Origin of the sequence: Paraburkholderia translucens (assembly GCF_020881035.1) — a bacterium.
GTDB classification, from domain to species: domain Bacteria; phylum Pseudomonadota; class Gammaproteobacteria; order Burkholderiales; family Burkholderiaceae; genus Paraburkholderia; species Paraburkholderia translucens.
In genome coordinates, this window is record NZ_JAJITC010000007.1 from 268,569 (window position 1) to 293,399 (window position 24,831).

The following is a 24,831-nucleotide window of genomic DNA, read 5'->3' on the forward strand; positions in this document are numbered from 1 at the left end:
GCCGCGGGTGTCATGCGGTCAGATACTGTTCGACCAGGCGGGCCCAATAACTGACGCCGATCGGCAACGCTTCGTCGTTGAAGTCATAGCCAGGGTTGTGAAGCATGCAGCTGCCATGGCCTTCGGCACCGTTGCCGAGCGCGACATAGCAACCGGGCACCTCGTCGAGCATCCACGAGAAGTCTTCGCCGCCCATCCTTCCAGGCGGCAAGGGAAAGATATTTTCCGCGCCGACAATCGCGGCAATTGCTTCGCGTGCAAGGGCGGTTTCCTTCGGGGTATTCATCAGCACCCGCGAGATCGCCTTGTAGTCGATCTCTGCTTCTACGCCCATGCTGCGAGCCTGAAACTCGACGATCTCACGCAGGCGCGATTCGATCAGCGTCTGAACCTCTCTGTTGAGCGTACGCACCGTCACCAGGATTGTGGCGGTCGACGGCACCACGTTATGCGCCGTGCCAGCCTGGATTGCACCGACGGTGACGACTGCCGCGTCTGCCGTCGAGATGTTGCGCGATACGATGGTCTGGAGCGCCATGACAATGCTTGCGGCTGCTACGACCGGGTCGCGAGAAAAATGAGGCATGGCGCCGTGGCTGCCCTTACCCCGCAATGTGATCGTCACGGCGTCTGACGAAGCCGCCATGGCCCCGCTTTGCACGACGAACTTCCCAACCGGCAATCCCGGCGCATTGTGGAGGGCATATATTCCGTCACACGGAAATCGCTTGAAGAGGCCGTCCGCCATCATCCGAAGCGCCCCACCCAAACCCTCTTCAGCCGGCTGAAAGATGAGGTTCAAAGTGCCGCTGAATCGACGTGTACGCGCCAGGTAGTGGGCGGTCGCCAGCAGAATCGCGGTATGACCATCGTGACCGCACGCATGCATCTTGCCCTGCACCTGGCTCGCATAGGGCAGCCCGGTGCCCTCGGTGATCGGCAACGCGTCCATGTCCGCGCGAATGCCGATCTTGCGTGAACCATTGCCGACTTTCAGTTGCCCCACCACACCGGTGCCACCGATTCCTTCGGTTACGTCATAACCCCAGTCACGCAGCTTCTGTGCAACCAGTCGGCTCGTCTGAACTTCTTCGAACCCCAACTCGGGATGAGAATGGATGCGCTGACGCAATTCGACGAATTCCGCCGTGTGCTCGCGGATCTCTGGATGAATATTTACAGTCTGGGACAACACGCGCCTCCTCTGTCAGTTTGCAATACCGCGCGATGAGTCCAACTCAACGCGAATTGAGGCGCAGTCTAAGGGGGGCGGTATGAACAAAATAATGATAAAGTTTGATGTCTATAACGGCAGGTTATAGGCCAACTTTTAGAGGCATTGGGTATCGATGAAACTCCATCAACTCCGAGCGCTGGTGGCGGTCGCAGATCAAGGCAGCATCATTGGCGCATCGAGGTTGCTGTTTGTCAGCCAGCCGGCAATTACTAAAGCCATTCGCGAACTCGAGTCAGATATTGGCATTACGCTGCTTGCGCGCAATGCGAGCGGCGTGACGCTGACGCCTACTGGCGCTTCGTTATTACGTCGTGCACGGCTGATTGTCGGTGAACTGGCGCGAGCCCAGGAGGAGATGGCGTGGGAGCGCGGGGCGCTGGAAGGGACTGTCACGGTTGGCGTAACGCCGGTCAGCGCATTGACCCTGCTGCCGGGTGCGTATCGGCGGTTTCGTCAGGACATGCCTCACGTGACGGTGCGCTTTCTCGAACAGCCGCCCTCTACATTGCTCGACAGTCTGCGCCAAGGCACGCTCGATTTTGCGCTGGCAACGTCCTCGGAAGTCGTCTCCGGTTCGGCTATCCAGTACGTCGACATAGCGACGTTCCCAACTGCATTTGCGGTAAGGCAAAACGGTCTGCTGGCGAAGGCGACATCGCTGGAAGATCTGTGCGACGCGGAGTGGCTATTCTCTGACACCACCAGCATGTATCCGGCCTATCTTGCCGAGTTGTTCGAACAGCATGGCTTGCCGGCGCCGCACCGCATGACCCTCTGCACATCTCAAGCGCTTCTTTATAGTCTCGCGACCACGATCGATGCGGTCGTCGCGTGGTCGGCGCACGCGCTTGAATCTGTCAATCTGCGCGAACAGTTCCGCACGCTCGACTTCATACAGGCGTCGCGCAATTTGAAACTCCGGCTTATACAACGCGAAAGCGCGATCCTCACGCGGCCGTCTGAGTATTTCATTCGCTGCATCATGGACGCAGCGAACGCTCAAGGCCCCGGTGCGGGTTCTGATGCGATGGACGACTCCCGCTGCCCGGCGAGAGCCGTGACTTCCACGGCGAACGCATGTTCATCTTGAATGTAGCGACTGTTGGACCGGACGTGGCCAAGAGCGTGCTGCGGGTCGCCGCGGTGGACTCGCAAGACTCTTTATCAAACGCGGCACTCGTATCGACACGACGCTGCGCGTCAGCTAGCCGGCTGGAGCGCCAGCCTCGTCTCCACCGCGTTATCGGTCGGCTTGGCGGTTCGGTATGAAAGCGCCTCTCAGTTTTCTCATCAGTGACCAACGGACTAAACGTCCGCTGCTCTGCCAGCTGAGCTAACGGCCCGCTTTGCCCCATATCCCACCGCTGCCCACGCGGTTTGCCTGCCACTAGCCAATATCGATCGTGCGGCCTGCAGAGGGCGACGGTTCCGCTTTCGGTATGGTCAATGTGAGCACGCCGTTTTCGAACTTCGCCAGCGTATGATCGGGGTCGGCGTTTTCCGGCATCGGAATCGTGCGCACGAAGCTTCCATAGGCGCGCTCAAGGCGGTAGCAGCCTTCCTCCTCGCTACGCACGTCCTGTTTTTTCTCGCCGCGCAGCACGAGCGCGCCGTCCTCCACCGTGACGTTCAGATCCTCCCGCTCCATTCCGGGCAGCTCGGCGGTTACACGTAGCAGTTGCCCTTCATCGACCACGTCGATGCGCGGCTGGAAACGCGCTGGACTGAAGTCGCCAAACCATCGCTCCAGAGCCCCGCGGCCCGCGAACGGATCGTGAAGGAACTCTTCAACTGCACGCCACGGTTCGCGCAATAAGAACTTGGAAATATCAGGCAACGAGGCGCGCCACTGCTCGCTCGCCGTTGAGCCCTCCGCGCTGTCCGCGTCGGGCCTGCGCCCCGCGCCCCGAAGGAACCTGAACGGATTCCACTTTTTCCGGTCGGTATTCATCGTGTCCTCCTCGACGGTGCGGCAGCAGAGCCGGGTATTTCGCTCGAGCCGCGACTCCGCTGCCCACTTGCAATCGACGTGCCGCATACGGGCCGCCTCAGTCGGGAGGCTGCGGTTAGGCAGCCTCCCCCGGGCTTTTTCGCTGATGCCCGCACTTTTAGTTAGTGCGCACCTCGATTCGGCGAGGGCGCGCTTCTTCGCGACGCGGGATCGTCAGCTTGAGCACACCATCCTGCAAATTGGCTTCGATCTTCGAGGCGTCGAAATCGGCACTCAGCAGGAAGGTGCGCGCGAAGCGCGGCTCCCGCACTTCGGCATGCTGCAACTGGAGGTTTGGCGGGACGCGAACGACCGCCTCAGCCTCGATCGAAAGATGGTCGTCATGGACCTTTACGTCGAGCTTGTCTTTCGTCACTCCGGGCAGATCGGCCCACAGCGTCACGCCGCGGCCATCCTCGTACACATCGACGGCCGGGCTGATCGTTACCCGGCGAGCGGATCGGCCTTCTTCCCCCTGTGCAACAGCGGATTGGCCGCGTTCAGTGAGTTCAGTGGTGTCGCTCATGATGGGCTCCTCAGATTACTGGACGGATATGGCGCGCGGCTTCGAAGACTCGCGCTTGCCGACGGTGATCGACAGAACTCCATTTTCGTAGCGCGCCTGAACCTTGTCGGGATCGGCGTTCTGCGGCAGTTCGACGACACGCCGGAACGTGCCGGCGAAACGCTCCTGTGCGTAGCTGCGCGTCTCGTCGCTAAGGTCCGGCTGCGAGGGTTTGCGCTCCCCGCTGATGGTCAGCAGCCCCTTGTCGATCGAGACGTCGAGTCCCGCCGCATTGACACCCGGCGCAAAGGCAACGATCTCGATCGAATCGTCGGTCGTACCGATGTTGACGGGTGGAAAAGTACCGAAGCGGCTGGCCCGAAGACTGGACGGAAAAGCACCGAACAGGCTATCCATCTGCCGCTGCAGACGGTCGAACTCGCTAAAAAGGTCTGTGCCGAAAAAGAAATCGCTCATGATGCTGTTCTCCCCGAGTGAGGCATGGAGGCGAACGGGCCTACGCGCTCCAGTTCGCCTGCCAACGCCTGGCAAACAAATCGAAACACGCAGCGCACCGCCGGGTACCGGCCGCGCGTCTGCCTGAGCGAAAAATAACATAGGTAATCCGGCGGAAAATTCAAGGTGCGAAAGCGAAATTCCGCTCTTGAAAATCCTCTGCCAGCTCCTATCATCGCGTGGCAAATGAAGCCCCAACGGAGGACATCATGGAGTTCGATACCGACTGGCTGACGCTCGGCCGGCACCGCGTACGGCTGCGCTCGACGAAAGGCTTTCCGACCGAATCGATGCGTACGGCGGTGGACGTCATCCGCATTGCGATCGACAACAACATGAGCGCGCGTGCGCGACTGGTCGAGGTCGTCTGCCAAAAAGAGAAAACCTACGATGTGCTCGTCGGCACGACGATGACCGAGGACAAGGTTTGTGCGCCGCAACTAGAGGCCGCGATCGCGGTGGTGCTCGGCCTGTTGCCGGAGCAGATCAACATCAACGTCACGCCGGTCGAGCAGAAGGAGGTCGACCTGCATTTCGGCGTGTACGAGCGGATGCTGGCCGAAAAGCTCGGCACGGCGCCCCCGATCCAGTAGCCAACGGGCAGGACGGCAGCGTGGACCCCGGTAACGCGCGCCTGCCGCAAGCTGGCGGAGCGCGTCGCCGATGCCTGGTCGACCGTTCGGCGAATATTTGCTTGCGAGCCCTTGAAAACCACGTTTCGCGACCTATCTTCCGTACCGCTCAGGCAGTCGTTCGCGAATCTGATTCGCGGGCGCTGCGTGTTCAACCAAGATCGTCGCGGCACGGGACAACCGGACTGAATCGCGTCGCCGGTTCGTCTCCTCGCCGTCAAGGAGAAAGCGACCATGAGTGACGTTTACTTCGGAACCAACCTCTTTGGCGAACTGGACCGCCTCCAGCGCCAGATGTCCGGTTTGTTCGGCGGCTTCCCATCCAGCCTTCGCTCAAGCCGATTCGGCACGTTTCCTCATATCAACATCGGCACGACCGACGACACGATCGAGATCGTCGCCTTCGCGCCTGGCGTCGAGCCCGCCAAATTCGATATCTCCATCGAAAAGGGGCTGCTCTCCATTGCCGGCGAACGGACGGTCCAGGAAGCAGCCGAGGGCACGCGGCAGTACGCGCAGGAACGCTTCAACGGCTCGTTCAGGCGCGTCATCGAACTGCCTCAGCAAGCCGACCCGGACAAGGTGCAGGCCCGCTATGTCGATGGCTGCCTGCTGATTTCAGTCGGAAAGCGCGAAGCCTCCAAACCGCGCGCCATTACTGTTCAGTAGCGAGGTGACATCATGAGTGACAACACGCAAGTCGCTGAACGCAACCAGGGCGCGGTGGCACGTGCGGCGTCGGACGAAGCACGCTCTCGCGTCACGCTGACGCCGGCGGTCGACATCTTCGAAGACAGCCACGCCGTCACGCTTTACGCCGATCTGCCGGGCGTGCCCAAGGACAAGCTGGACATCAAAGTGCATGGCGGGAACCTGACAATCGACGCCGAATCGGTGGTTGCGGTGCCGCCGAACCTGCAGCTGTCGCATGCCGAGGTGCGGGCGCCCCTCTTCTCGCGACGCTTTACGGTCAGCGACGACTTCGACCTGTCGAAGATCGAAGCCGCCTTGAAAGACGGCGTGCTGAAATTGACGATTCCGCGCCGCGAAGAGGCGAAGCCGCGTCGCATCGACGTCACGGTGGGCTGAGGGGACGGTGCTTTTTGAAGTCCGAAAGTCCATGGAGCTGGCAGTTGCCGGCTCCACGGCCGTCGTTTGCCTTCACGTTTCTGACCCGGAATGGCAGGAGCCTTTCGCGATGGTATTGCCGTTCCGGCAGCAACGATACCCGCGACGACTATCTCGCCCACGGTAACGCGCATCCAGACAGTCGCACGGATGGTTACGTGCGCGACGTGGGCGCCGCACACCTGCCTCGTGCCAAACCGTGACTCGCGTCAAGGGCGGCCCGCACCGCGCTCTCCGGCTGCACGAGGCCGATCTCGCCGAGAAAAACGCTTTCGCCGAGCTCGCACTCCCGCGACGCGTTGCCGAGCGGATGACTGATCTCCACCCGATAGCGGCCACTGTCTTTCGCCAGCCCTGCGAACCGGAAGTCGCCGAACGCGTCCGACACCGTATGCGCCACTTTCTGCTGCCCCGCATACAGCGTCACGTCGGCGCCGGCGACGCAGTCCACTACGCCGTCGACCCGTGCGCTCACGCATCCGCCGATAAAGACGGTTTCCCACCGCTCGAGACCGCTGTACCACACGCGAGGCCGGGTCTTCAATTCCGGCCGCAAGACCTTGAGCCCTTCGCGTCGCGCTTTCATCGCCATCGCTTCGTCGTCGAGCTTCACGGTCTCGAAGACTCCCGTGGGGCAGGACTGCTGGCATCGGGGTTGCTGCCAACCCTGGTCGAGCAGATGCGCATCGAAAATCCAGGTTTGCGGCACTTGCAATGCCTCGTTCCAGACGATCGCCTTGTACGGGCAGGCCTTCACGATGTCCTTGCGGCCGCGCGCCTTCTCTGGATCAATGATGACGATGCCGTCGGCGCGCTTGTGAACCGCGTCGCCGCCCACCCGCATGCAAGGCGCGTCGTCGCAGTGATTGCACATGACCGGTAAATACGTGGTCTCGACCATGTGCGAGTCGCCCTGTACCCGACGCAGAATGCGGATGGGGCTCTGCGCTTCGGCGGAGGCCGGCGCCGAGTAACCGGGGTAGTCGTTGCCGACATGCTCATCGCGCGCGGCGATCACGCAGTTGTGACAGTTCTCGCATTGCCCGACCTTGATCACCAGGTTCCACTTGCTCATCTCGCACTCCTTACGCTGCGCGACCGAGCATGAACGCGTCGGCGCCTTTCCATTTTTCCACCTGTACCAGGCATGAATTCGGGCTCATGCTGCTCGTACCCGCTGTTTGCGGCCGATCGGGGGTGAGCAGGTTCATGCAGCCGCCTATTTCGACGCGCTCGCCGTCGATCTCGACAAATTGAAACTCGGCACTCGCCTCATACGACTTGACCACGCCGGAGGTGACGAGAGGCGAGATGTCGGCCGCGCAAATGACGGCGCCCCGGTCGTTGAACACCTTCACGAGCGAGCGATGTGCGATGCCGCGAATCGCCGCGTCGCTGGCGCTTAACCGCAGCAGCCAGAAGCGGTGGCCGCCAATCAGTGCGCGATGATCTTCGACGCTGTTGACCGACGAGCTTTTGCCGTCGCAATGCGTATGGAAGCTGTAGCGGCTGTGCGTCGCGATCAGTTGCAGCGGATAGCGCGCGGCCAGTTCAGAGCGCAACCCCTCCCACGACGGGATATAGCGGTTCAATGGGGGCCGTTCGGGATTGTCTGCGGTGTGCCGCCTGAGCAGCTCGGGCACGAACTCGAACTTTCCGCTCGGCGTCTGCAAGCCCTCGCCGAATCTCTCGGCGTACTGCGACGGCAGCGGATGAGGCTCGTGCAGATCCTTGCGACGGCCCTCGGCAAACCAGCGCATATCGACCGGGTGCCGCAATTCGGGCTTCTCCGGCGGAACGACAAAATAGCCTTTGCGACAGAACTCGCGCCACGAAATGTGATCGGGCAGATCCGACGATTCGAACACCCGCTTGACCCAATCGAGTTCACCGCAGCCTTCGGTGAACACGCCGCCCAGACCGAGGCGGCTCAAGATGGCGGTGAAGATATCGTAGTCAGAGCGAGACTCGCCCAAAGGCTCGATACATTTGTGCTGCAACGTCACCATCCGGTGATTGACGGTGTTATAGCCATGATGCGCGTAGCCGCCGGAATTCGACCATTCGCCTATGTCCCATCGCTCGAGCGATGTGCACGCCGGCAGAATGATGTCGGCGAACTGCGCCTCGCCCTCCATCCAGATGGACTGATTGACCACGAACTCGATGCTCGGATGCCGATAGGCGTCGACCCAGCGCCCCGATTTCGTGACTGTGCTGAACGCGGATCCGCCATAGCGATAGATCATGTGAATCGGCGAATAGCCCGGCATCGGGTAGCTGAACGGCGCGAACTGGGCTTCCTGCGAGATACCGTCCCACAGATAGCCCGTCGCGTGACCATCGATGATCGCATCGGGCAATTGCTGGCGCGGCACCATCTGCTTGACCGGGTTCATGGTGAGGATATGCGGCATGCGCTGGTAGTTGTTCACCGCGTTGGCGGTCCATGCCAGGTCCCCGGACATGCCGCCGTCCGCGTATCCCGGGAAATAGAAATGGAGGTCATGCGGAGCGCCGAGTTGGAGACAGCCGAAATTGACGCCCGGCTTTCCCCAACCCTGCATCGCCATCATCATGACCATGCAACGCGCCCATTGCGCGCCGGTCGCGCCGCGCCCCGCGCCGCCGAATCCAGCCCCGCTCATGCCAACCGCGAGATAGACCTTCCTCTGGCCCCACAGGCGCGCCAGTGCGCGCACGTCCTTGGCCGGCACGCCGGTCTCGGATTCCTGCCACTCGGGGGTTTTCGGTACGCCGTCCGTTTCGCCCAGCAAGTACGCGCGCCATTCGTCGAAGCCGGTCGTGCGGGCGGCGACGTAGTCCGCGTCGTACAGGCCTTCCACTGCCCACACATACATGATTGCGGTTGCGAGCGCCGCGTCGGTTTGCGGCCGCACCGGGATCCAGCGTCCGCCCAGCAACTGGGCTGTCGGATTGCAGTGGGGATCGATGTGAACGAACTCGATCCCCAGTTCTTTGGCCCACAGGCGGCGCGGCGTGCCCTCGAATCCCGCGTAGGCACCGTTGGTGCTCTCGGGGTCGCACGACCAGAAGACGATCATGTCCGCTTCTTTCAGACAGTCCTCGATCCCGCCGTACCCTGAGGGCACGCCAACGCGCATCGAGTTGCCGAAGTGATGCATCGCGCCCCAGTACCATCCTTCCCAGCTGTCCGGATTGGCGGCGACGCGCGTAAAGCCGATCAGATTCGCGAAACGGGTCAGCGCGCTGAGGTAGTAGCCGATATTGCCCCACTGATGATGCGACGACATCGGGAACGTAATGGAGCCCGGTCCGTGAACACGCTTTTGCCGGTTGATCTCGCGCGCGACGATATCGAGTGCCTCGTCCCAACTGATCGGCACATAGCCGGACTTGCCGCGATTGTGCGGATTGCGCTCGCCATCCGGATCGAAGTCAACGCGCTTCATCGGATGAAGTATCCGCTTGTCCGAGTACACGAGCGACTTCACGGACAGCGCGTGAGGCGCAACCAGGCCGCGCCGTGGCGGGCTGAATCGGCGTCCGCGCGCTTCGATCTTCCAGCTCGGCGCGTCCGTGTCGTCGAGATCGATGGGCGTCACGCGAACGATGCGGCCAGCCTTCACGTAGACGAACAAGGGGCCGCCATTCGTACACGTCGTATAACGCTGCGTGCCGTCGCGCATCCGTGTGCCCATCGGCAGGCCAACGGTTTGCATCATGTTCAGCGTTTGCATGAACCAGACGAGCAACGGGTCGTCGCCTTCCGTGACCACCTTGAAGTTCTTCGCCGCATGAATGATCGCGCCGTGGTCCTGCCGTGGCGACAGGAACTTCAGCGCAGTGGCGACGTCCTTGAATGCCATGCGCACGTCCGCCTTCCGGCGGCCATCGGCAAGCGCGCGAACCCGGCCGTTCCTGATCTCGATATAGCGACCGATGCTGTTATCCATCAGCCCGATCCATGCAACCAGATCGCGCTCGCCCAGACGGTCGCGATAGTCGGGAAACCGGCGGCCCGTGAAGTCGAGAACCTTCGGCAAGGCAAACAGAATGGTCTTGAGGACCTGTCGTTTCATCGTTCGATCCTGGGTGGAGCCGCGCAAAGGCGCTGGGATTAGAGGCGTCAGAACGTATAGGCGACGTTGACGAACACGCTGAGGGGGTTGAGCCTGAGCGTCGATTTCGAAACGATCTGCGTTCCGGTCGCGGTCTGTCCGTATAAGGTCAGGTTGGTCTTGACCGGCATGTAGTTGACCGACGTTCCAATCGACCAGTGCTTCGTGAGGGCATAGTTCGCCCCCACCTCGAATACTGGATTCCACGAGGCGCTCAACGTCGCGTGCGCCGATCCGCCCGGCCCGAAGCTGTCTTCGATGAACCGCGCATTGGTTGCGCGGACCTGCGTGAACCACGTGTAGTTGACGCCGACACCGATGAATGGCCGGAACTTCGCATCCGCCGCAAACAGGTGATACCGCAGTTCGACGGCGGGCGGCATCGGCCGGGTCGAACCGAGGTTGCCATACTTCTGCAGCGTTCCGTCGCCGACCAGGTCCACGGTCAACGGCAAGCCCACGAGCGCGGCGACGCCAATGTTGTCCGTGACGTAATATTCCGTCGTGATGCCTAACGTATCTGTCGAACTCGCGTGCGCTCCGGTGCCGGTCAGTTCCCGGTTCACTGGCTGGCCCCCGATGCTCTGCACGGTGAGTGGTGTCGCGTCGCCCTGTGGCGCGATGTGAAGCCAGCCCAGCGATAGCGTCACGCTTCCCGCGGTCTGTGCGTAAACCGCATCGGCGAGTGCCGTCGTGCACAGGCACGCCGCAACTGCGCTCAAGCGAACCGTTCGCCTGCGATCTCTCAACGTCATCTCCTGTCTCCCGCATCTGAATGGATTTATGCGAAGTGCGCCGCCGTCTCGCGCCGTATATCGGCTGATCGTTTTTCTAAGTCCTGCCAATTAATTTGCAACTACATCGATTCTTCCTGATACCACCTCGATGGCTAGCCTGCGACCGACACCGAGTACTCGAATGGAAAACGCCCAAGCGCCGATGCTGCCGATGCTTCGAATGCTGCGTCTCGAACCTCGACGTGAACGCACAGGCCTCGATCCCGGTCTTCGACGACACTGACGTTTGCATCTTCCACGCCGGCCTCCGCCAACGCCGCACGGATCGCGTCCGCCGTTTCCCATCGTTTCAGCGCCGGCTTGAAGATTTTCCCGACGCCCGTGAGCGGCATCGCGTCGACGATCCTGACGCCCTTGGGCAGCGCGGCACGTTCGCGGATCTCGCGGCGCAGGAATTCGCACAAGTCAGTTTCCGTCGTGCGCATGCCGGGCTTGATCTCGACGTAGACGACCGGCAGTTCCCCCGCATGCGCGTCAGGACGACCGATAGCGGCGGCGAACCGCACGGCGGGATGACGATGCAGCGGCTCCTCGATCGCCGCGGGATCGATGTTGTGACCGCCGCGTATGATCAGCTCCTTCTTGCGGCCCGTCAGCCAGAAATAACCATCGGCATCGCGGCGGCCAAGGTCTCCGGTATTGAGCCAGCGGCGTCCGTCACCTGTCTCGATCCAGATTCCGCGATTCTGTTCGGGCCTCGCGTAGCCGCTGAACACGTTCGGGCCGGAAATCACCAACTGGCCCGGCTCGTCCACCGCGCAGTCGCGCAGGTACCGTCCAGTTTCGTCGACGACCACCGCCTTCATCGCCTGTCCCGGCAGAGACAAACCGATCGATCCGGCCCGCCGCTCGCCGAGAGGCGGGTTGGCGCTGCTGATGCAGGTCCCCTCGGTCAGGCCGTAGCCCTCGAGAATCCTGACTCCGGTGCGGGCCTGAAATGCGCGCAGCAATTCCACCGGCATCGGCGCGGCGCCGCAGAGCCCATATTCGAGAGAGCTGACGTCGCAGCCCATGATGGGCACGTCCAGCAGAGAGCCGTAAAGTGTCGGCACGCCGCTGAAAAAATTGACGCGATAGCGCTCGACGATCTGCCAGAAGCGCGCGACGACGCGCTCGCCGCGATAGCCTTGCGGTGTACCGAGCACGACGTGCGCGCCGCGCGAAAACGGCAGCAATCCCGTGACCATCGCCGCGTTGACGTGAAAAAGCGGCAATCCGCAGAACATCGTCTTTCCGGGACCGACGCTGTCGCCAAAGAACTCGCCCGCGCTCCAGGCATTGGCCACCTCATTGCCGTGCCGGCGCATCGCGATCTTCGGCAGGCCGGTCGTGCCGCCGGTGCAAAAAAAGGACGACAAGTCGTCGGCGTTCATCTGCTCCGTGGCAACAAGCGCGGTGCCTGATTCGTTCGCGATGGCGGCGTTGAAGTCGTGCGCGACGAGCCGCGCCGGGATGTCGCGTGGCAGCGCATCGCGATCGAGCGGCGCTGAGCATTGATCGAGCCGGCCTTGCCGCATCGCCGAGCGCCGTGTGCCCGGCGCGTGATCGGCGAGATTGACGAGAACCACGTGTTCGAGCGACGCAACCTCGCCCAGGATCGAATGGACCTTTTGCCACAGATCGGTGCCAGCAAACGGCGCCAGCGTCACCAGCACGGATGCGCCTGACGCGTTGAGCAGTTCGCCGATCGCCGGGGCTTCGAGCAGCGGATTGATCGCGCAGACTGTCCCGACCGCCTCGCCTCCCCAGATCACGAAATGGGTTTCCGGCAGATTCGGCAGCACATACGCGACGACCGAGCCGCGTTGTACACCCAGCCGCGAGAACAGGTTGGCGGTGCGGGTGATGTCATGCAGCAACTCGGTGTACGTCCAGCACTCGGGGTCCGCGTAGTCATCGGCCGTCGCGAAGAACGAGAGAGCAGGTGCCGATGGATCGATGGCCGCTCCCCGGCAGATCATCTCGTAGGTATTCGCGGGCAGGTCGGCGGCCTGCCGGCGCGCCTCCATTGCATCGACGTCCTCCATGTTAGCGACGCCTCTCATAGTGCTTCGGCGACCACGCGGTTGCGCTGCACGCCCAGATTGATCGAGCCGTCGCGGCTGACGATGCTCGCCTCGACGATGTCTCCGACCTGCAAATACTGAGGCCGCTCAGCCTGCAGATTCATGAACAGACGCCACTTTTCCGCTTCGGGCAACTGCGCCGCGGCCCGCTGCTTTTCGGGCGAGGGAATGATCAATGCGCAGCCGGACGGCGTGCCGGTCGCGAGCAGGTCGCCCGTGCGCAGGTCCTGAACGCCCGAGAGCTCGGTCAGCGTCTCGGCGGGACCATAGACGAGGCCCGCTGTCGTGTCGTTCTGCCGGACGGTCCCATTAACCGCCAGCGTCAGCACGAGCTCGCCCAGCTTCGCGATTTCTTCCTTCTGCAGCAGGCACAGATAGGGACCGACAGGGCCGAACGTCCTATAGCTCTTGCCCTTGTAGAACTGCATTTGCGGAATCTGTATGTCGCGCGCCGAGTAGTCGTTCACGATCACGGCGCCCGCGACGAACTCGTGCAGGTTCTCGTCCGTCACCGTCACGCGCGCGGTGATGTCCCGTTTGAGCACGAGACCCAGCTCGATTTCATAGTCGAGAAACCGCACCCCTTCTGGCTTCACGAGCGGCGAGTCTGCCGCAACGATGCAGCTTGTCGCCTTCGTGAAGATCATGTTGAACTTCTTCACGTCCGGGTCCAAGCCGGATTCGATCATGTGCTGACGATAGTTCGCTCCCTGGCAGATGAACTGCTGATTCGCGGTCACCGGCGAGAGCCACCGAACCTGCGACTCGGCAATCGTCGGGCCGTCCAGCAGCATCAGCCTCTCGACCGGGTTCGCCTCGATGAACTCGGCGGTCGACCGGAATTCGCCCGGTATCGGCGTGATCGCGCCATCGGCAACGACGCCCCACTGCGCGTGACCATCACGCAGGTAATGCAGAACATGAACTGCCATTTCTAGTCTCCGGTTTCGATGAACAGGTGATGCTTCAGGCGAAGATTCTGGCTAGCGTTTTGAGCTTGGCCAGCGTGAGGTCGGGGCTGCGGCGCAGATTGCGGACCAGTCCGGCGAGGCTCACGGCCGTCAGTTTGGGTTTGGTGAAGCTGCGCGGCATCGTCGGTCCCCACTGCGCCATCGCGGCCCGGCTCACGGCATGAATGCCGGTCGGCACGTCGGCGGTGAAGAGATCGCCGTCGCAGTAGTGTTCGTGCTTGTCGCCCCAAGGGTCCTGCCAGTAGTCGAAGATCTGACTGCCGAGGATGTGCCGGCCGATCCCCCACGCGTGGGTCCAGCCGCTGTCGCGCAGAACGCGCTGTCCCATGCCGACCGCGTCTGCGTCGACGAGCTCATACGCGCTATGGCTGTACTTCGCGACAAATCCCTGAGCGAGCGCGAGCGTGTGATGGTCGGCGGGCTCGCCACCGAGATCGAGACGCATGAAGGCGACCGCGGGAGAGCCGTCGGGGAGCACCTGCACATCGCTCGGAATGAAGCCGAAGTGCTGCGTGTACCACGCACAGGTCTTTTGATAGTCGGCAAGTTCGAGCACTACATGCCCGAGGCGCACGACCTCCGGCGCGTGGCCGGGCGGCCGCTGGGTTTCGTTGACGCGGACCGTCGCATCGACCGAGTTGAAGGGCAACGCAAGCCGGTGAGGCAGGCTTGCCGCCGGCACCTGGCCCCATAGCGCATCGACACGGAAGCCGGAAGGATCGGTCAGCCGCACCACGTATCCGCCGCCCGGCAAAGACGACGGTTCGACTTGCGCCGCGCCTGGGAGCTTTTGCAGCGCGTCGAGTTCTTCGCGGCTGCCGACCTGCAAACCGAAGCCGACGAACCGCGCTTTCGAGGCCTTGCGAACGACATAGCAAAAGTGCGAGCCGCCCGTACCGCGCAGCAGCAACGAGTCTTCGTCGCGCGAGACGGTTTGCAGCCCGAAGTCGTTGAGAAAATGCTCGGCTTTTTCGAGGTCGGGCCGATCAAACATGAGGTAGGCCAAAGCCCTCGCTTTTGCCGTCGGATGGGGGTGACGCGCCGGCTGCTCAGTCGTCAGTTCCGGGGCGGCACCGTATTCGGTGGTCGTCTCCATAGTGCCTCCATCTGTTTCCTTGGACCGGCGCGCGGCGCCGTTAGTGACATTAAACTCATCGTTGATAGTTTTGTCAACTAAGACGTTCGAATCTATACTGCGGAAACGACCACAAGTGAGTCAATCATGACGACTACGACGAATCGCCGGACCTCCAGCCGCGCGCCGCGCGCGGCGTCGCCAGCCCCTGTTGTCGAGGAACGGGAGCCGCGCGGTGCGCGCCGCAAGCGCGAAACTCGCGCCCGCCTGCTCGATGCCGCGCTGCGGCTGATGGCCGAAAAGGGCATGGAAGGTGTGGCAATCAACGAAATCACGGAGGCCGCGGATGTCGGCTTCGGCTCGTTCTATAACCACTTCGATTCGAAAGACGCGATCTATTCGACGCTCGTCGACAATGTGTTCGAGGAATTCGCGGACATGCTCGATCGCCTCGCGGCCGGCATCTCGGATCCCGCGGAAGTCGTGGCGGTGTCGGTGCGTCACACCATCCTCCGCGCGCGGCACGATCCGGTTTGGGGACGATTTCTGATCCGCGAAGGTTTTTCCGCGGGCACGTTGAGCCGCGGGTTGGGCCATCGGCTGCTGCGCGACATCGGCCACGGCATCGAGGCGAAGCGATTCGCCGTCGCCGACCCTCTGATCGGATTTCTTGCGGTGGGCGGCACCGTACTGTCCGCCATCGCGGCCGAACTGAACTACGTGATACCGGGCGCCGCCGCTGCGGGCGTGCTGGAAGAACTCGGCTTCGATGGGGAGCACATTCCCGAGCGCACGGCGGCCATGCTGCTGCAGACGCTCGGGCTCAAGCGCGCGGAAGCGGAGAAAGTCGCCACGCGCGCGCTGCCGGTGGCCGAGGCAACGGCCGAGGAAGACTAGTAGAAACTCCTCATACCCGCGCGGTCATTGCGTCGCCGCGGCGGTCTGCCCGGTCACGGGTAATTCCCCCATTGCCTGGAACAACGCGGCCGTATCGCTCATGCGCTGGCCCGCCGCGCGCACGGCGGCGATCCGTGCGTTGAGATAGCGGGACTCGCTCGCGTGCGTCGCCGTCGAGGGCAGCGAGCCCATGCGATGGCGCGACGTCGCATCGTCGAGGTCGGCCTGAGCGGCGTCCGCGGCCACGTCCGCCGACGCGAGCGTTTGCGCGTCGTTATCGAGCGCGGCGAGCGAGTTGGCGACGTCCTGGAACGCGGAGAGCACCGTCGACTTGTAGTGCAGCACAGCGGCGTCGTAGGCATCGATCGACGCGCGACGCTGCGCGAACAGCGCGCCGCCATGGAAGATCGGCTGCGACAACCCGGCGCCGAGCGCCCACAGGCCGCCTGCGCCGGAGAGAACCGTCGGCCAGCTGAAGCCTCCGCGTCCCATTGAGGCGGTAAGCGACAGACTCGGGAAAAGCTGCGCCGTCGCGGCGCCCACATCCGCGGCGGCCGCCTTGACGGCGGCGTCGGCTGCCTCAATGTCCGGGCGCGAGCGCAACAAGTCCGAAGGCACCGCAACGGGCACGTGCTCGGGCAGCGCGAGAGCGTCGAGATCGGGCACGACCGGCGCGTTATCGGGCGTGCGGCCGATCAGCACCGCCAGCGCATGAACCGCGCACGTGCGTTGCTGGCGCAGTGCGGGCAGCGTCGCCGCGATCGACGCAGCATCCTGCTTCGATTCGAGCATCTGCGCGCGCGACGCCGATCCCAACCCGAACCGCTGCGCATCCTCGCTCGCAACAGCGCCGGACACTTCGACGAGCCTCTCGGTCAGCGCGATCTGCCGGTCGAGAGCCGCGACGTTGATCGCGCTCGCGACGATGTTGGCGGCCAGCGCGCGCCGCGACGCCTCCAGCTCGAAGGCCTGCGCATGCACACGCGCGGCGCTTGCGGAGTTCATGTAACGCGTCTGGCCGAACAGGTCGAACGTGTAATGCGTGAATATCTGGCCGGCGAAAAAGTTGTATTGCACCTGCTCGGGCCCGAGCCCCGGCACGACCAACGTGCGGGCGCGCTCGACCTGCGCGGCGGTATCGATCGACGGCAGCGTCGATGCGCCGACCTGCGCGCGCAGTTGCTCCTGGGCGGCCGCGAGCGTGCGCTGCGTTGCCGCCAGGGTCGGGCTGTTGCGCAGCCCCTCGTCGACCAGCGCATCGAGCGCGTCGGACCGGTACAGGCGCCACCACTGCGGCGCCGCCGTGGCGCCGACATCGAAGCGCTGCGCGACGCCGCCGGCCGTCACGGTCGCGGACGGCTGCGCCTGCGCGCCGTAGTGTTCCGGCGACGGCATTGCCGGCGCTTCGCCGCCGGGTCCGAACGAGCAGGCTGTCATGGTCAACGCGGCAGTAGCCGCCACCACGGAAGTCTTATAGGAAAAGCTCATGATCAAACCTCCGTGTGCTCGGCGACGAGCGGTTGCGTCGCGGATTCGTCGCGCCGGACCCTGAAGCAGGTCGCGTAGAGCGCCGGCAGAAAGAACACCGTCAACAGCGTGGCGACGGTGATACCCCCCATCAGCGCGGTTGCCATGGGGCCGAAAAAGCCGGAGCGAAGCAGCGGTATCAGCGCGAGAACGGCGGCGGCGGCCGTCAGCATGATGGGTCTGAAACGCCGCACCGTCGCGCCGATGATCGCCTCGAAGCGCGGGTGCCCTGCGGCGATGTCCTGATCGATCTGGTCGACCAGAATCACGGAGTTGCGCATGATGATGCCGAACATCGCGATCACGCCGAGCAACGCGACAAAGCCGAATGGCTTGCCGAACAGCAGCAGCGCGCTCACCACGCCGATCAAACCGAGCGGGGCGGTCAACACCACGATGAAGGTGCGCGCGAAGTTCCTGAGCTGGATCATCAGCAGGATCAGCACGGTGATGACCATCAGCGGCATTTCCGCGTTGATCGATGTCTGGCCTTTCACGCTCTCTTCGACCGCGCCGCCCACGTCGATCCGGTAGCCCACCGGTAGCCTCGCGCGTTGCGCGCTGAGCGTCCGGTCGATGTCGCGCGTGACGTCGATGCCCTGCGCGTCGCCGCGCACGTCCGCCTGCACGGTGATGGTCGGCTGGCGGTCGCGTTCCCAGATCACGCCGTATTCGAGCGTGTCGCGCACGTGTCCGAGCGAGCCGAGCGGCACCGGGCCGTTCGGCGTCGGCATCGCGAGGCTCGTGAGCTTCGCGGGGTCGACGCGCTCGCTTTTGGGCGCGCGCAGATCGACGTTGATCAGCTTGTCGCCCTCGCGATACTGCGTGACCGTGAAGCCGGAGAGCGTCATCGCGAGGAAGCTGGAGACGTCCTCCGAGGTCACGCCGAGCTGCCGCGCGCGGTTCTGGTCGATTTCGAAAGAGATCGAGCGTTCAGCGGGTTCGTCCCAGTCGAACTGAACGTTGCGCGTGCGCGAGTCGGCGCGGGTCTTTTCGGCGACGGTCTCCGCGATCGCGCGCACGGTCGCGATGTCGTCGCCGCTCACGCGAAACTTGATCGGAAAGCCGACGGGCGGCCCGTTTTCGAGGCGTGCAACCCGCGTGCGAACCTCGGAAAAGTCCTTCTCGAGTTTGCCGTCGAGCCAGTGCATCAACGCTTCGCGCGTCTCGACGTCTCTCGCGGTAATGACGAACTGCGCGAAGTTCGGCTGCTGAAGCTGCTGGTCGAGCGGCAGGTAGAAGCGCGGCGCGCCGGTGCCGACGAAGTCGACGAAATGATCGATGTCCGGCTTGCCGTCCAGCACCTTCTCGAGGCGCTTCGCTTCACGCAGCGTCGCTTCGAACGAGGCGCCCTCCGGCAGCCTCAGGTCGACCAGCAGTTCAGGCCGCTCCGAGTTCGGAAAGAACTGCTGCGGCACGCGCGTGAAGGCGGCCATCGCGATCGCGAAGAGCACGGCCGTCACGCCGAGCACGGCCCAGCGGCGGTCGATGCACCAACTGACCCAGCCCGACAGACGCCGATAAAAACCCGTGTTGTACACGTCGTGCTCGTGGTCGTGCTCACCGCTGCCGTGGCCTGTGTGCTCCGGCAGCAGATGAAAGCCCAGCAACGGCACCAGCACGACCGCCGCAATCCACGAAACGATCAGCGCGATGGCCGACACTTCGAAGATGGAACGGGTGTACTCGCCCGTGCTCGATTTGGCGAGCGCAATCGGCAGGAAGCCCGAGACCGTGACCAGAGTGCCGGTCAGCATTGGAAATGCCGTACTGGTATAGGCGAAGGCGGCCGCGCGCATGCGGCTCCAACCCTGTTCGAGCTTCACCGCCATCATCTCGACAGCGATGATCGCGTCGTCGACCAGAAGCCCCAGCGCGAGCACCAGCGTCCCCAGCGATACCTTGTCCAGCCCGATACCGAACAGATGCATGCACAGCGCGGTGACCGCGAGCACGATCGGGATCGTGATCACGACGACCATGCCGGTACGCAAACCGAGCGAGACGAGGCTCACCACCAGCACGATGGCCACCGCTTCACCCACCGCCTCCACGAAGTCGTCGACCGAATGCTTCACCGCGTGGGGCATGCTCGACACGGCCGCGAGCTTCAGACCCGCCGGCAGAGACGCCTGAAGTTCCGCAGTCTTTGCGTCGAGCGCCTTGCCGAGGTCGATCACGTCACCGCCCTTTTGCATCGTCACGCCAATGCCAAGCACCGCGCTGCCGCCCACGCGCATCTGCGTGGCTGGCGGATCGTCGTAGCCGCGTTTGATGGTCGCGATGTCGCCCAGCCGAAACGAACGCTTGTTGACGGTGACCAGCACGTCGGCGAGCGCCTGTTCGTTCCTGAACGCGCCGCTTGGCCGCACGAATACGCGATCGTCAGCCGTCGTGATAGTACCGACGGGCGCCACGGCGTTCTGCGCGTCTATCGCCTGAGCGAGTTGCTGCGGCGTGATCGAAAGCCGCGTCAATTGCGCGTTCGAAATCTCGACGAAGATGTGCTGATTGGGATCGCCGAGGTAGTCCACCTTCGCCACACCGGGTACGCGCAACAGCACCGTCCGCAGCTTGTCCGCATAGTCGTGCAGTTGAGCGGGCGAAAAGCCGTCGCCTTCGAGCGCGTAGATGTTCGTATAGACGTCGCCGAACTCGTCGTTGAAGAACGGCCCCGCCGTTCCCTTGGGAAGCGTCGACTGAATGTCGCCGACTTTCTTGCGCACCTGGTACCAGGTCTCGGGCACTTCCTTGACGGGCGCCGAGTCCTTCATCGCGAAGAAGATCATCGACTCGCCGGGCCGCGAGTAGCTCTTGATGTTGTCGACATACGGCGCCGCCTGCAACTGCCGGCCGATGCGGTCGGTAATCTGCTCCTGCACTTCGCGGGCCGTTGCGCCTGGCCAGTAGGTCTTGATGACCATCGTGCGGAACGTGAAGGGCGGATCTTCCGATTGCGCAAGGTGCGTGTAGCCGATCACGCCGAACAGCGTGGCCAGCCCGATCAGGAAGATCACCAGTTGCTGGTGCCGCAACGCCCACGCCGACAGGTTGAAACCCGTCTCTTCAGCACCGGAACCGTTGCCCGTTTTCACGCGCGCGTCGTCGCGCGCTTTCTCATGGTCGCGCGCGTTCATGACGAAACGTCCTCCGCATGCAGTGGAGGCACGACCTGCACATGCTCGCCGGCGCTAACCGCATGCACGCCCTGCAGGACGACCCACTCGCCGTCTTGCAGCCCCGAGCTGATCGAGACCGTCCGTTCGTCGTATCGCGCGACGGTAACCGGACGCAGTTCGAGCGTGTCGCTGCCCTTGCGCGCCACCCACACGGCGGGTTGCTCGCCGCGGTGAAAGAGCGCGGTGACGGGCAGCGTGTACGACTGTCCTGTGGCGGCGTTACCCGCGGTATCGAAGCTCACGTTCGCGGTCATGCCCAGACGCACCTGCGGGCCTGGCGACGTCAGCGTCAGCTTGACGCGCCAGGTGCGGCTTTCCGGGTCGGCGGCGGCGGACACCTCGCGCACCGTGGCGTCGAAGGTCTTGCCGGGCAGCGCGGGCAGCGTGACGCGCGCCTTGCTGCCGAGCGCCAGCGCATTCACCGTCGCTTCCGGTGCGTCGCAGGCAATATCGATGTCGCCCGTCCAGTCGAGGTGATACACCGCCTGGGTTGCCTGAACGTTCTGGCCGGTATCGGCATCTTCCGACGTGATCACGCCGTCGTGGTCTGCGACCAGCGTCGCGTAGCGCAGGTGATCGGTCGCAAGCGCCATCTGCGCGAGGGCGGAAGTGCGCTGCGCGAGCGCGGAAGCGTAGGCGTCCTGAGTCTGCTCCAGTTGCGCGGTCGATATCAGGTTCGCGCGTGCCTGCGCCTCGTCCCGGTCGAGCTGCTGCTTCGCGAAGACGAGACGATGTTCGGCGGCATCGAGCTGGGCGCGCGCATTGACGAGATTGTTTTGCAGATCGGTGGGGTCGAGCAGTGCGACCGTCTGCCCTGCCTTCACCGTATCGCCGATCCGCACGCGCCGCTCGATGATTTTGCCCCCGACCCGGAAGGAAAGCGGCGTGGAGTAGCGCGCCTGAACCTGGGCCGGCAACGAGTCGCCCGCGATACGCCCATCCGGGTGGACGGCAAGCGCGACTACGGGCTTGGCTTCAGGCACAGGCGCTTCACGGTGGTGGCATCCGCAAAGAAGGATGGCGCTGCACGCCGCAATGACGGCGGGTGCCCGGTGCATCGACCGGGCGCAGGAAAGTAACAGGGAGCGCGCCCGTATCGGCGCGTGGGTACCGGAGTGTTTCACGATGTTCACAAGGAAGCTGATGAGTCCAGGTGGAAATTGATCCGCGCCGCCCGAAGCGAATCGCGCGGCCGGCGGCCGACTCGTCTGGGTCGTTTCGTCGCAGCGGTGACATTAAACCCACTTCTGATAAGCTTGTCAATTATGACGTTGAAACGTAACATCACAACAAACAGTAATCGGAGGAGCAACATGTCAAATGTCCGCAGTCAGCGCGCGTGTCATCGGCATACAGCCGAAGGGGCGGATGCGCCGCGCGAGCGCGGCGCGGAACGGTCGCCTCGGCTCATGCGGCGCAAGCGTGAAACGCGCATGCGTCTGCTCCATGCCGCCTTCGGCCTGGTCTCGAAAAAGGGAATGGACAGCGTCACGATCAACGAGATCACCGACGCTGCAGATGTAGGATTCGGGTCGTTCTACAACCACTTCGACTCGAAAGAAGGACTCTTCACGGCACTGATTGAATGGCTATTCGAAGAATTCGCCGATACGCTCGATGGCCTCGTCAGCGGCCTGGCCGACCCGGCTGAAGTGCTTGCCGTGTCGGTACGTCATACGCTGTTGCGCGCCTGTCGCGATCCCGTGTGGGGACAACTGCTGATCCGCGAAGGGCTATCCGCACACGCGCTCAGCACGGGACTTGGACAGCGCCTGTTGCGCGACATGCGCAGAGGCATTGCTCAAAGCCGCTTCATGGTCGCCGACGAGCTGTTATGTGCGATCTCGGCGATCGGCACCGTCCTCGCCGGACTCGCGGCCGAGCTTCGTTCGCCGTCGTCTTCGCAGCGGACCAGCCAGTCGCGACAAGCCCTCCACTCGCGGGAGGAACGGTTCGCCGAGAACATCGCGACAGTCGTGTTGCAGGGCGTCGGCCTCAAGCGCATGGAGGCAGAAAGGATCGCGCGGCGCCCCATGCCACCCGGCACCGCCAGTGTGTCATGAGCGCCGGCGCATGCCGTCGGGCGCGCTCGCGGCAGCGCGATCAACCCCGATAAAGCGCGGTGCTCAGGTAGTGACGGCGCAGCTCCCGCAACGCCGAAGCGCACGCGGCGCTGGCCGGCAGTGCGAGCAGAATGCCGAAGAACCCGAACACCTTCCCGAACGCCAGCAACGAGAAGATGACCGCGAGCGGATGCAGACCGATGCGCTCGCCGACGAGCCGTGGTGTGAGAACGACGCTTTCGAGGATCTGGCCGACTCCGTACACGAGCGCCACCGCTCCTACGCCGTACCAGTCCCCGAATTGCAGAACCGCGGCGACAAGCGCAGACGTCAGCGCTGTCGCAAATCCGATGTACGGAATGACGACGGCCAGGGCCGTGAGGAGACCCACGGGCAACGCGATGCGTAATCCGGCCATTGTCAGCGCGGCCGGGTAGAAGACGGCCAGCACCGCGACGACGGCAAGCTGCCCTCGCAAGTACTGCGACATCATGTGATCGACTCCGGCGACGAAGTCCCGCGTTTTTGCGAGCCAGCGCCGTGGCACGAAGCTTTCGATCCGTTCCAGTGCTTCGGGCCGGTCATACAGCAGATAGAACAGCACGAGTGGCAAGATCACGAGGTTTCCCGCTACGTCGATCATCGCGCTGCCGCCCGTGCGCAGATATTGCCAGACGGCGAGGACAGCATCGTGCTCGCTTGCCATCAGGTGCGCGGCCAGTGCGGCGCGCAGACTCGTCCAATCAGGCCGGAAGTCGATTCCAACGGAAGCAAGCCACGGCTTGCTGGCCGCCTCGAGTTTCGATGCAAGCGAAGGAATCTGCCCGGTCAGCTCGGGGCCTTCCATCCGGACAACCACGAATACCAGCAGAACCAGCAGCGCCACGAGCGCAACGAATAGCGCCATCATGACCAGCGCTGCAAGACCGCGCGGCGCGCGCCGACGGACCAGCCACTCCACGCCCGGCTGGAGAACATACGCGATCATCGCGCCGAGCAGAAAAGGCGTCAGCACGGAGCGCAGGGTCCACAGCAGCACGCCGGCCGACAAGGCAACAGCGCCCCAGAACAATGATTGGCGATAGTAGGCGGTCACGGTCGCGTCTTTTGTTGCGGGTTCACCGGGCGCTTCGATGGCACCGAGGGTTCCGGTTTTCGCTTGACCGACTCCAGCGACGTGTCGCTTTTCCATGAGTTCTCCTGCTGGTTAGCGCGCAATCGGGCAGATTCATGTGCGCAATTCGTTGTTGCGGAATGGGACACTGCACGCACGCCGCTGCACGACCGGCACACATCTCGCGCCGCCCCATTGTCATACACGTCATAAATGATACACTTATCATCTATGATACAAAAACAGTTTTTTGGTGGGCGTGGCGGAATTGCGATCCAGTTCGATACGACAAGACAGGGCAGCCCAAGGCGCCCCGGGAGGTACTGTGGCGGAAGGCAGCAGATTCCAACAGTGGCCCGCAAAGCCCCGCCAGGTTTGACTCCCACTCTGCCTGACGATGGCCTACCCATCATCCTACCCATACAGCAAGGTCAATCGCTTGGACAGACCAGAAAATGCCACGCGGGCGCTTCCGATCCGGTCCTTGCGAACTGGCATCGAATCACCACCCGATCATTCCCACTTGATTGTCAATCAATGGCCAAAACCCTTATGGGACAATGGTTCCGCCAATTCGCAATGGGATGATACCGCCAGTGATACCGAAAAATCTTTCCAGCACTTCGCGACTTTCTGTGGATCGCAATGGAAAACCAATGGCCCCTTTTGTTTAATTGCGATGGGGACGGGATACCTGAAGGCGATTTTTGAAGGTGATACCGTTATCGATACCGTCAGGCTCTTTCCAGCACGGTACGATCAAAGCCAACCGGTGCCGCGATCCTCAACTCTGGCCGAAATATCCGATGCGTCGTATCCCTGATTCCAGATCGGACGCCTGGCCGACCAACTGCAGATGTAGCCTTCTACGTCGGAACCTCGTAACGCTATAGGTTTGTGCATCGATAAACAAACGCAGGTTGCGGCCGTCAATGCATAACGCATAAATACTCAGCTGCGCGACCTACGCAGGAAGGCGATTGCCTGATACATCGGAATTTGTCAAGATCCGCGTCTCCGCACAGAAACGA

At 63.1% G+C, this 24,831-nt stretch carries 21 protein-coding genes; 7 read left to right on the forward strand and 14 right to left on the reverse strand.

The features are described from left to right. Positions 1–10: 10 nt before the first annotated feature. Positions 11–1,192: a M20 aminoacylase family protein gene (locus LJ655_RS15640; RefSeq protein ID WP_230562155.1), complete on the reverse strand. Its 1,182-nt coding sequence runs from the start codon at positions 1,190–1,192 to the stop codon at positions 11–13. 157 nt (positions 1,193–1,349) lie between these two features. Between LJ655_RS15640 and LJ655_RS15645 the strand changes: the two genes are divergently transcribed. Beyond that, complete coding sequence (locus tag LJ655_RS15645) at positions 1,350–2,327, forward strand: LysR substrate-binding domain-containing protein (protein WP_230562156.1); 978 nt, start codon at positions 1,350–1,352, stop codon at positions 2,325–2,327. 297 nt (positions 2,328–2,624) lie between these two features. Here LJ655_RS15645 and LJ655_RS15650 read toward each other — a convergent pair whose 3' ends face one another. The 3 genes from LJ655_RS15650 to LJ655_RS15660 form a co-directional block, all read right to left on the reverse strand. Continuing rightward, positions 2,625–3,188, reverse strand: a complete 564-nt coding sequence (locus tag LJ655_RS15650) for an Hsp20/alpha crystallin family protein (RefSeq protein WP_230562157.1) — start codon at positions 3,186–3,188, stop codon at positions 2,625–2,627. A 157-nt stretch (positions 3,189–3,345) separates the two neighbouring features. Next, the gene (locus LJ655_RS15655; RefSeq protein ID WP_230562158.1) at positions 3,346–3,753 is read right to left on the reverse strand and encodes an Hsp20/alpha crystallin family protein; all 408 of its coding nucleotides are present in this window, start codon (positions 3,751–3,753) and stop codon (positions 3,346–3,348) included. 15 nt (positions 3,754–3,768) lie between these two features. Then, positions 3,769–4,209: an Hsp20/alpha crystallin family protein gene (locus LJ655_RS15660; protein WP_230562159.1), complete on the reverse strand. Its 441-nt coding sequence runs from the start codon at positions 4,207–4,209 to the stop codon at positions 3,769–3,771. A 248-nt stretch (positions 4,210–4,457) separates the two neighbouring features. Here LJ655_RS15660 and LJ655_RS15665 point away from each other — a divergent pair, with 248 nt between their 5' ends. The 3 genes from LJ655_RS15665 (at position 4,458) to LJ655_RS15675 (ending at position 5,969) form a co-directional block, all read left to right on the forward strand. Further along, positions 4,458–4,841: a hypothetical protein gene (locus LJ655_RS15665; RefSeq protein ID WP_230562160.1), complete on the forward strand. Its 384-nt coding sequence runs from the start codon at positions 4,458–4,460 to the stop codon at positions 4,839–4,841. 273 nt (positions 4,842–5,114) lie between these two features. Next, complete coding sequence (locus tag LJ655_RS15670; RefSeq protein ID WP_230562161.1) at positions 5,115–5,549, forward strand: Hsp20/alpha crystallin family protein; 435 nt, start codon at positions 5,115–5,117, stop codon at positions 5,547–5,549. A 12-nt stretch (positions 5,550–5,561) separates the two neighbouring features. Further along, a complete protein-coding gene (locus LJ655_RS15675; RefSeq protein ID WP_230562162.1) occupies positions 5,562–5,969 on the forward strand; it encodes an Hsp20/alpha crystallin family protein in 408 nt (135 codons plus the stop codon). A gap of 193 nt (positions 5,970–6,162) precedes the next feature. On the opposite strand, the gene LJ655_RS15680 is transcribed toward LJ655_RS15675, so the two are convergent. The 6 genes from LJ655_RS15680 to LJ655_RS15705 form a co-directional block, all read right to left on the reverse strand. Next, positions 6,163–7,083 (reverse strand): 4Fe-4S dicluster domain-containing protein, encoded by a 921-nt coding sequence (locus LJ655_RS15680; RefSeq protein WP_230562163.1) that lies wholly within the window; start codon positions 7,081–7,083, stop codon positions 6,163–6,165. Positions 7,084–7,093: 10 nt separating this feature from the next. Next, positions 7,094–10,072, reverse strand: a complete 2,979-nt coding sequence (locus LJ655_RS15685; protein WP_230562164.1) for a molybdopterin-dependent oxidoreductase — start codon at positions 10,070–10,072, stop codon at positions 7,094–7,096. A 47-nt stretch (positions 10,073–10,119) separates the two neighbouring features. After that, the gene (locus LJ655_RS15690; protein ID WP_230562165.1) at positions 10,120–10,866 is read right to left on the reverse strand and encodes an OmpW/AlkL family protein; all 747 of its coding nucleotides are present in this window, start codon (positions 10,864–10,866) and stop codon (positions 10,120–10,122) included. A 134-nt stretch (positions 10,867–11,000) separates the two neighbouring features. Continuing rightward, the gene (locus LJ655_RS15695) at positions 11,001–12,953 is read right to left on the reverse strand and encodes an acyl-CoA synthetase (protein ID WP_230562166.1); all 1,953 of its coding nucleotides are present in this window, start codon (positions 12,951–12,953) and stop codon (positions 11,001–11,003) included. After that, positions 12,950–13,906: a fumarylacetoacetate hydrolase family protein gene (locus LJ655_RS15700; protein WP_230562167.1), complete on the reverse strand. Its 957-nt coding sequence runs from the start codon at positions 13,904–13,906 to the stop codon at positions 12,950–12,952. Before LJ655_RS15700 ends, LJ655_RS15695 begins: the two co-directional genes overlap by 4 nt. Before the next feature lie 34 nt (positions 13,907–13,940). Continuing rightward, positions 13,941–15,041, reverse strand: a complete 1,101-nt coding sequence (locus tag LJ655_RS15705; protein WP_230562168.1) for a VOC family protein — start codon at positions 15,039–15,041, stop codon at positions 13,941–13,943. A gap of 126 nt (positions 15,042–15,167) precedes the next feature. On the opposite strand from LJ655_RS15705, the gene LJ655_RS15710 reads away from it, so the two are divergent. After that, positions 15,168–15,917 carry a TetR/AcrR family transcriptional regulator gene (locus LJ655_RS15710; protein WP_230562169.1) on the forward strand — a complete coding sequence of 250 codons (750 nt, stop codon included), beginning with the start codon at positions 15,168–15,170 and terminating at the stop codon, positions 15,915–15,917. A gap of 24 nt (positions 15,918–15,941) precedes the next feature. On the opposite strand, the gene LJ655_RS15715 is transcribed toward LJ655_RS15710, so the two are convergent. The 3 genes from LJ655_RS15715 to LJ655_RS15725 are packed head-to-tail and all read right to left on the reverse strand — an operon-like array spanning position 15,942 to position 21,681. After that, a complete protein-coding gene (locus LJ655_RS15715) occupies positions 15,942–17,405 on the reverse strand; it encodes an efflux transporter outer membrane subunit (RefSeq protein ID WP_230562170.1) in 1,464 nt (487 codons plus the stop codon). 2 nt (positions 17,406–17,407) lie between these two features. Next, complete coding sequence (locus LJ655_RS15720) at positions 17,408–20,581, reverse strand: efflux RND transporter permease subunit (RefSeq protein WP_230562171.1); 3,174 nt, start codon at positions 20,579–20,581, stop codon at positions 17,408–17,410. Continuing rightward, positions 20,578–21,681 carry an efflux RND transporter periplasmic adaptor subunit gene (locus tag LJ655_RS15725; RefSeq protein ID WP_230562172.1) on the reverse strand — a complete coding sequence of 368 codons (1,104 nt, stop codon included), beginning with the start codon at positions 21,679–21,681 and terminating at the stop codon, positions 20,578–20,580. Before LJ655_RS15725 ends, LJ655_RS15720 begins: the two co-directional genes overlap by 4 nt. A 255-nt stretch (positions 21,682–21,936) precedes the next feature. On the opposite strand from LJ655_RS15725, the gene LJ655_RS15730 reads away from it, so the two are divergent. Beyond that, a complete protein-coding gene (locus LJ655_RS15730; RefSeq protein ID WP_230562243.1) occupies positions 21,937–22,686 on the forward strand; it encodes a TetR/AcrR family transcriptional regulator in 750 nt (249 codons plus the stop codon). A 40-nt stretch (positions 22,687–22,726) separates the two neighbouring features. Here the strand turns inward: LJ655_RS15730 and LJ655_RS15735 are convergent, their stop codons facing one another. Beyond that, complete coding sequence (locus tag LJ655_RS15735; protein WP_230562244.1) at positions 22,727–23,782, reverse strand: AI-2E family transporter; 1,056 nt, start codon at positions 23,780–23,782, stop codon at positions 22,727–22,729. Positions 23,783–24,239: 457 nt separating this feature from the next. Between LJ655_RS15735 and LJ655_RS15740 the strand changes: the two genes are divergently transcribed. Next, a complete protein-coding gene (locus LJ655_RS15740; protein WP_230562173.1) occupies positions 24,240–24,623 on the forward strand; it encodes a hypothetical protein in 384 nt (127 codons plus the stop codon). Positions 24,624–24,831 lie beyond the last annotated feature (208 nt).

Bases quoted from the DNA above. Each gene is read 5' to 3' on its own strand.
- LJ655_RS15705 (WP_230562168.1), bottom strand. From the start codon at position 15,041: ATGGAGACGACCACCGAATACGGTGCCGCCCCGGAACTGACGACTGAG.
- LJ655_RS15720 (WP_230562171.1), bottom strand. From the start codon at position 20,581: ATGAACGCGCGCGACCATGAGAAAGCGCGCGACGACGCGCGCGTGAAA.
- LJ655_RS15660 (WP_230562159.1), bottom strand. From the start codon at position 4,209: ATGAGCGATTTCTTTTTCGGCACAGACCTTTTTAGCGAGTTCGACCGT.
- LJ655_RS15690 (WP_230562165.1), bottom strand. From the start codon at position 10,866: ATGACGTTGAGAGATCGCAGGCGAACGGTTCGCTTGAGCGCAGTTGCG.
- LJ655_RS15680 (WP_230562163.1), bottom strand. From the start codon at position 7,083: ATGAGCAAGTGGAACCTGGTGATCAAGGTCGGGCAATGCGAGAACTGT.
- LJ655_RS15710 (WP_230562169.1), top strand. From the start codon at position 15,168: ATGACGACTACGACGAATCGCCGGACCTCCAGCCGCGCGCCGCGCGCG.
- LJ655_RS15715 (WP_230562170.1), bottom strand. From the start codon at position 17,405: ATGAGCTTTTCCTATAAGACTTCCGTGGTGGCGGCTACTGCCGCGTTG.
- LJ655_RS15700 (WP_230562167.1), bottom strand. From the start codon at position 13,906: ATGGCAGTTCATGTTCTGCATTACCTGCGTGATGGTCACGCGCAGTGG.
- LJ655_RS15695 (WP_230562166.1), bottom strand. From the start codon at position 12,953: ATGAGAGGCGTCGCTAACATGGAGGACGTCGATGCAATGGAGGCGCGC.
- LJ655_RS15730 (WP_230562243.1), top strand. From the start codon at position 21,937: ATGTCAAATGTCCGCAGTCAGCGCGCGTGTCATCGGCATACAGCCGAA.
- LJ655_RS15645 (WP_230562156.1), top strand. From the start codon at position 1,350: ATGAAACTCCATCAACTCCGAGCGCTGGTGGCGGTCGCAGATCAAGGC.
- LJ655_RS15670 (WP_230562161.1), top strand. From the start codon at position 5,115: ATGAGTGACGTTTACTTCGGAACCAACCTCTTTGGCGAACTGGACCGC.
- LJ655_RS15685 (WP_230562164.1), bottom strand. From the start codon at position 10,072: ATGAAACGACAGGTCCTCAAGACCATTCTGTTTGCCTTGCCGAAGGTT.
- LJ655_RS15725 (WP_230562172.1), bottom strand. From the start codon at position 21,681: ATGCACCGGGCACCCGCCGTCATTGCGGCGTGCAGCGCCATCCTTCTT.
- LJ655_RS15650 (WP_230562157.1), bottom strand. From the start codon at position 3,188: ATGAATACCGACCGGAAAAAGTGGAATCCGTTCAGGTTCCTTCGGGGC.
- LJ655_RS15655 (WP_230562158.1), bottom strand. From the start codon at position 3,753: ATGAGCGACACCACTGAACTCACTGAACGCGGCCAATCCGCTGTTGCA.
- LJ655_RS15665 (WP_230562160.1), top strand. From the start codon at position 4,458: ATGGAGTTCGATACCGACTGGCTGACGCTCGGCCGGCACCGCGTACGG.
- LJ655_RS15675 (WP_230562162.1), top strand. From the start codon at position 5,562: ATGAGTGACAACACGCAAGTCGCTGAACGCAACCAGGGCGCGGTGGCA.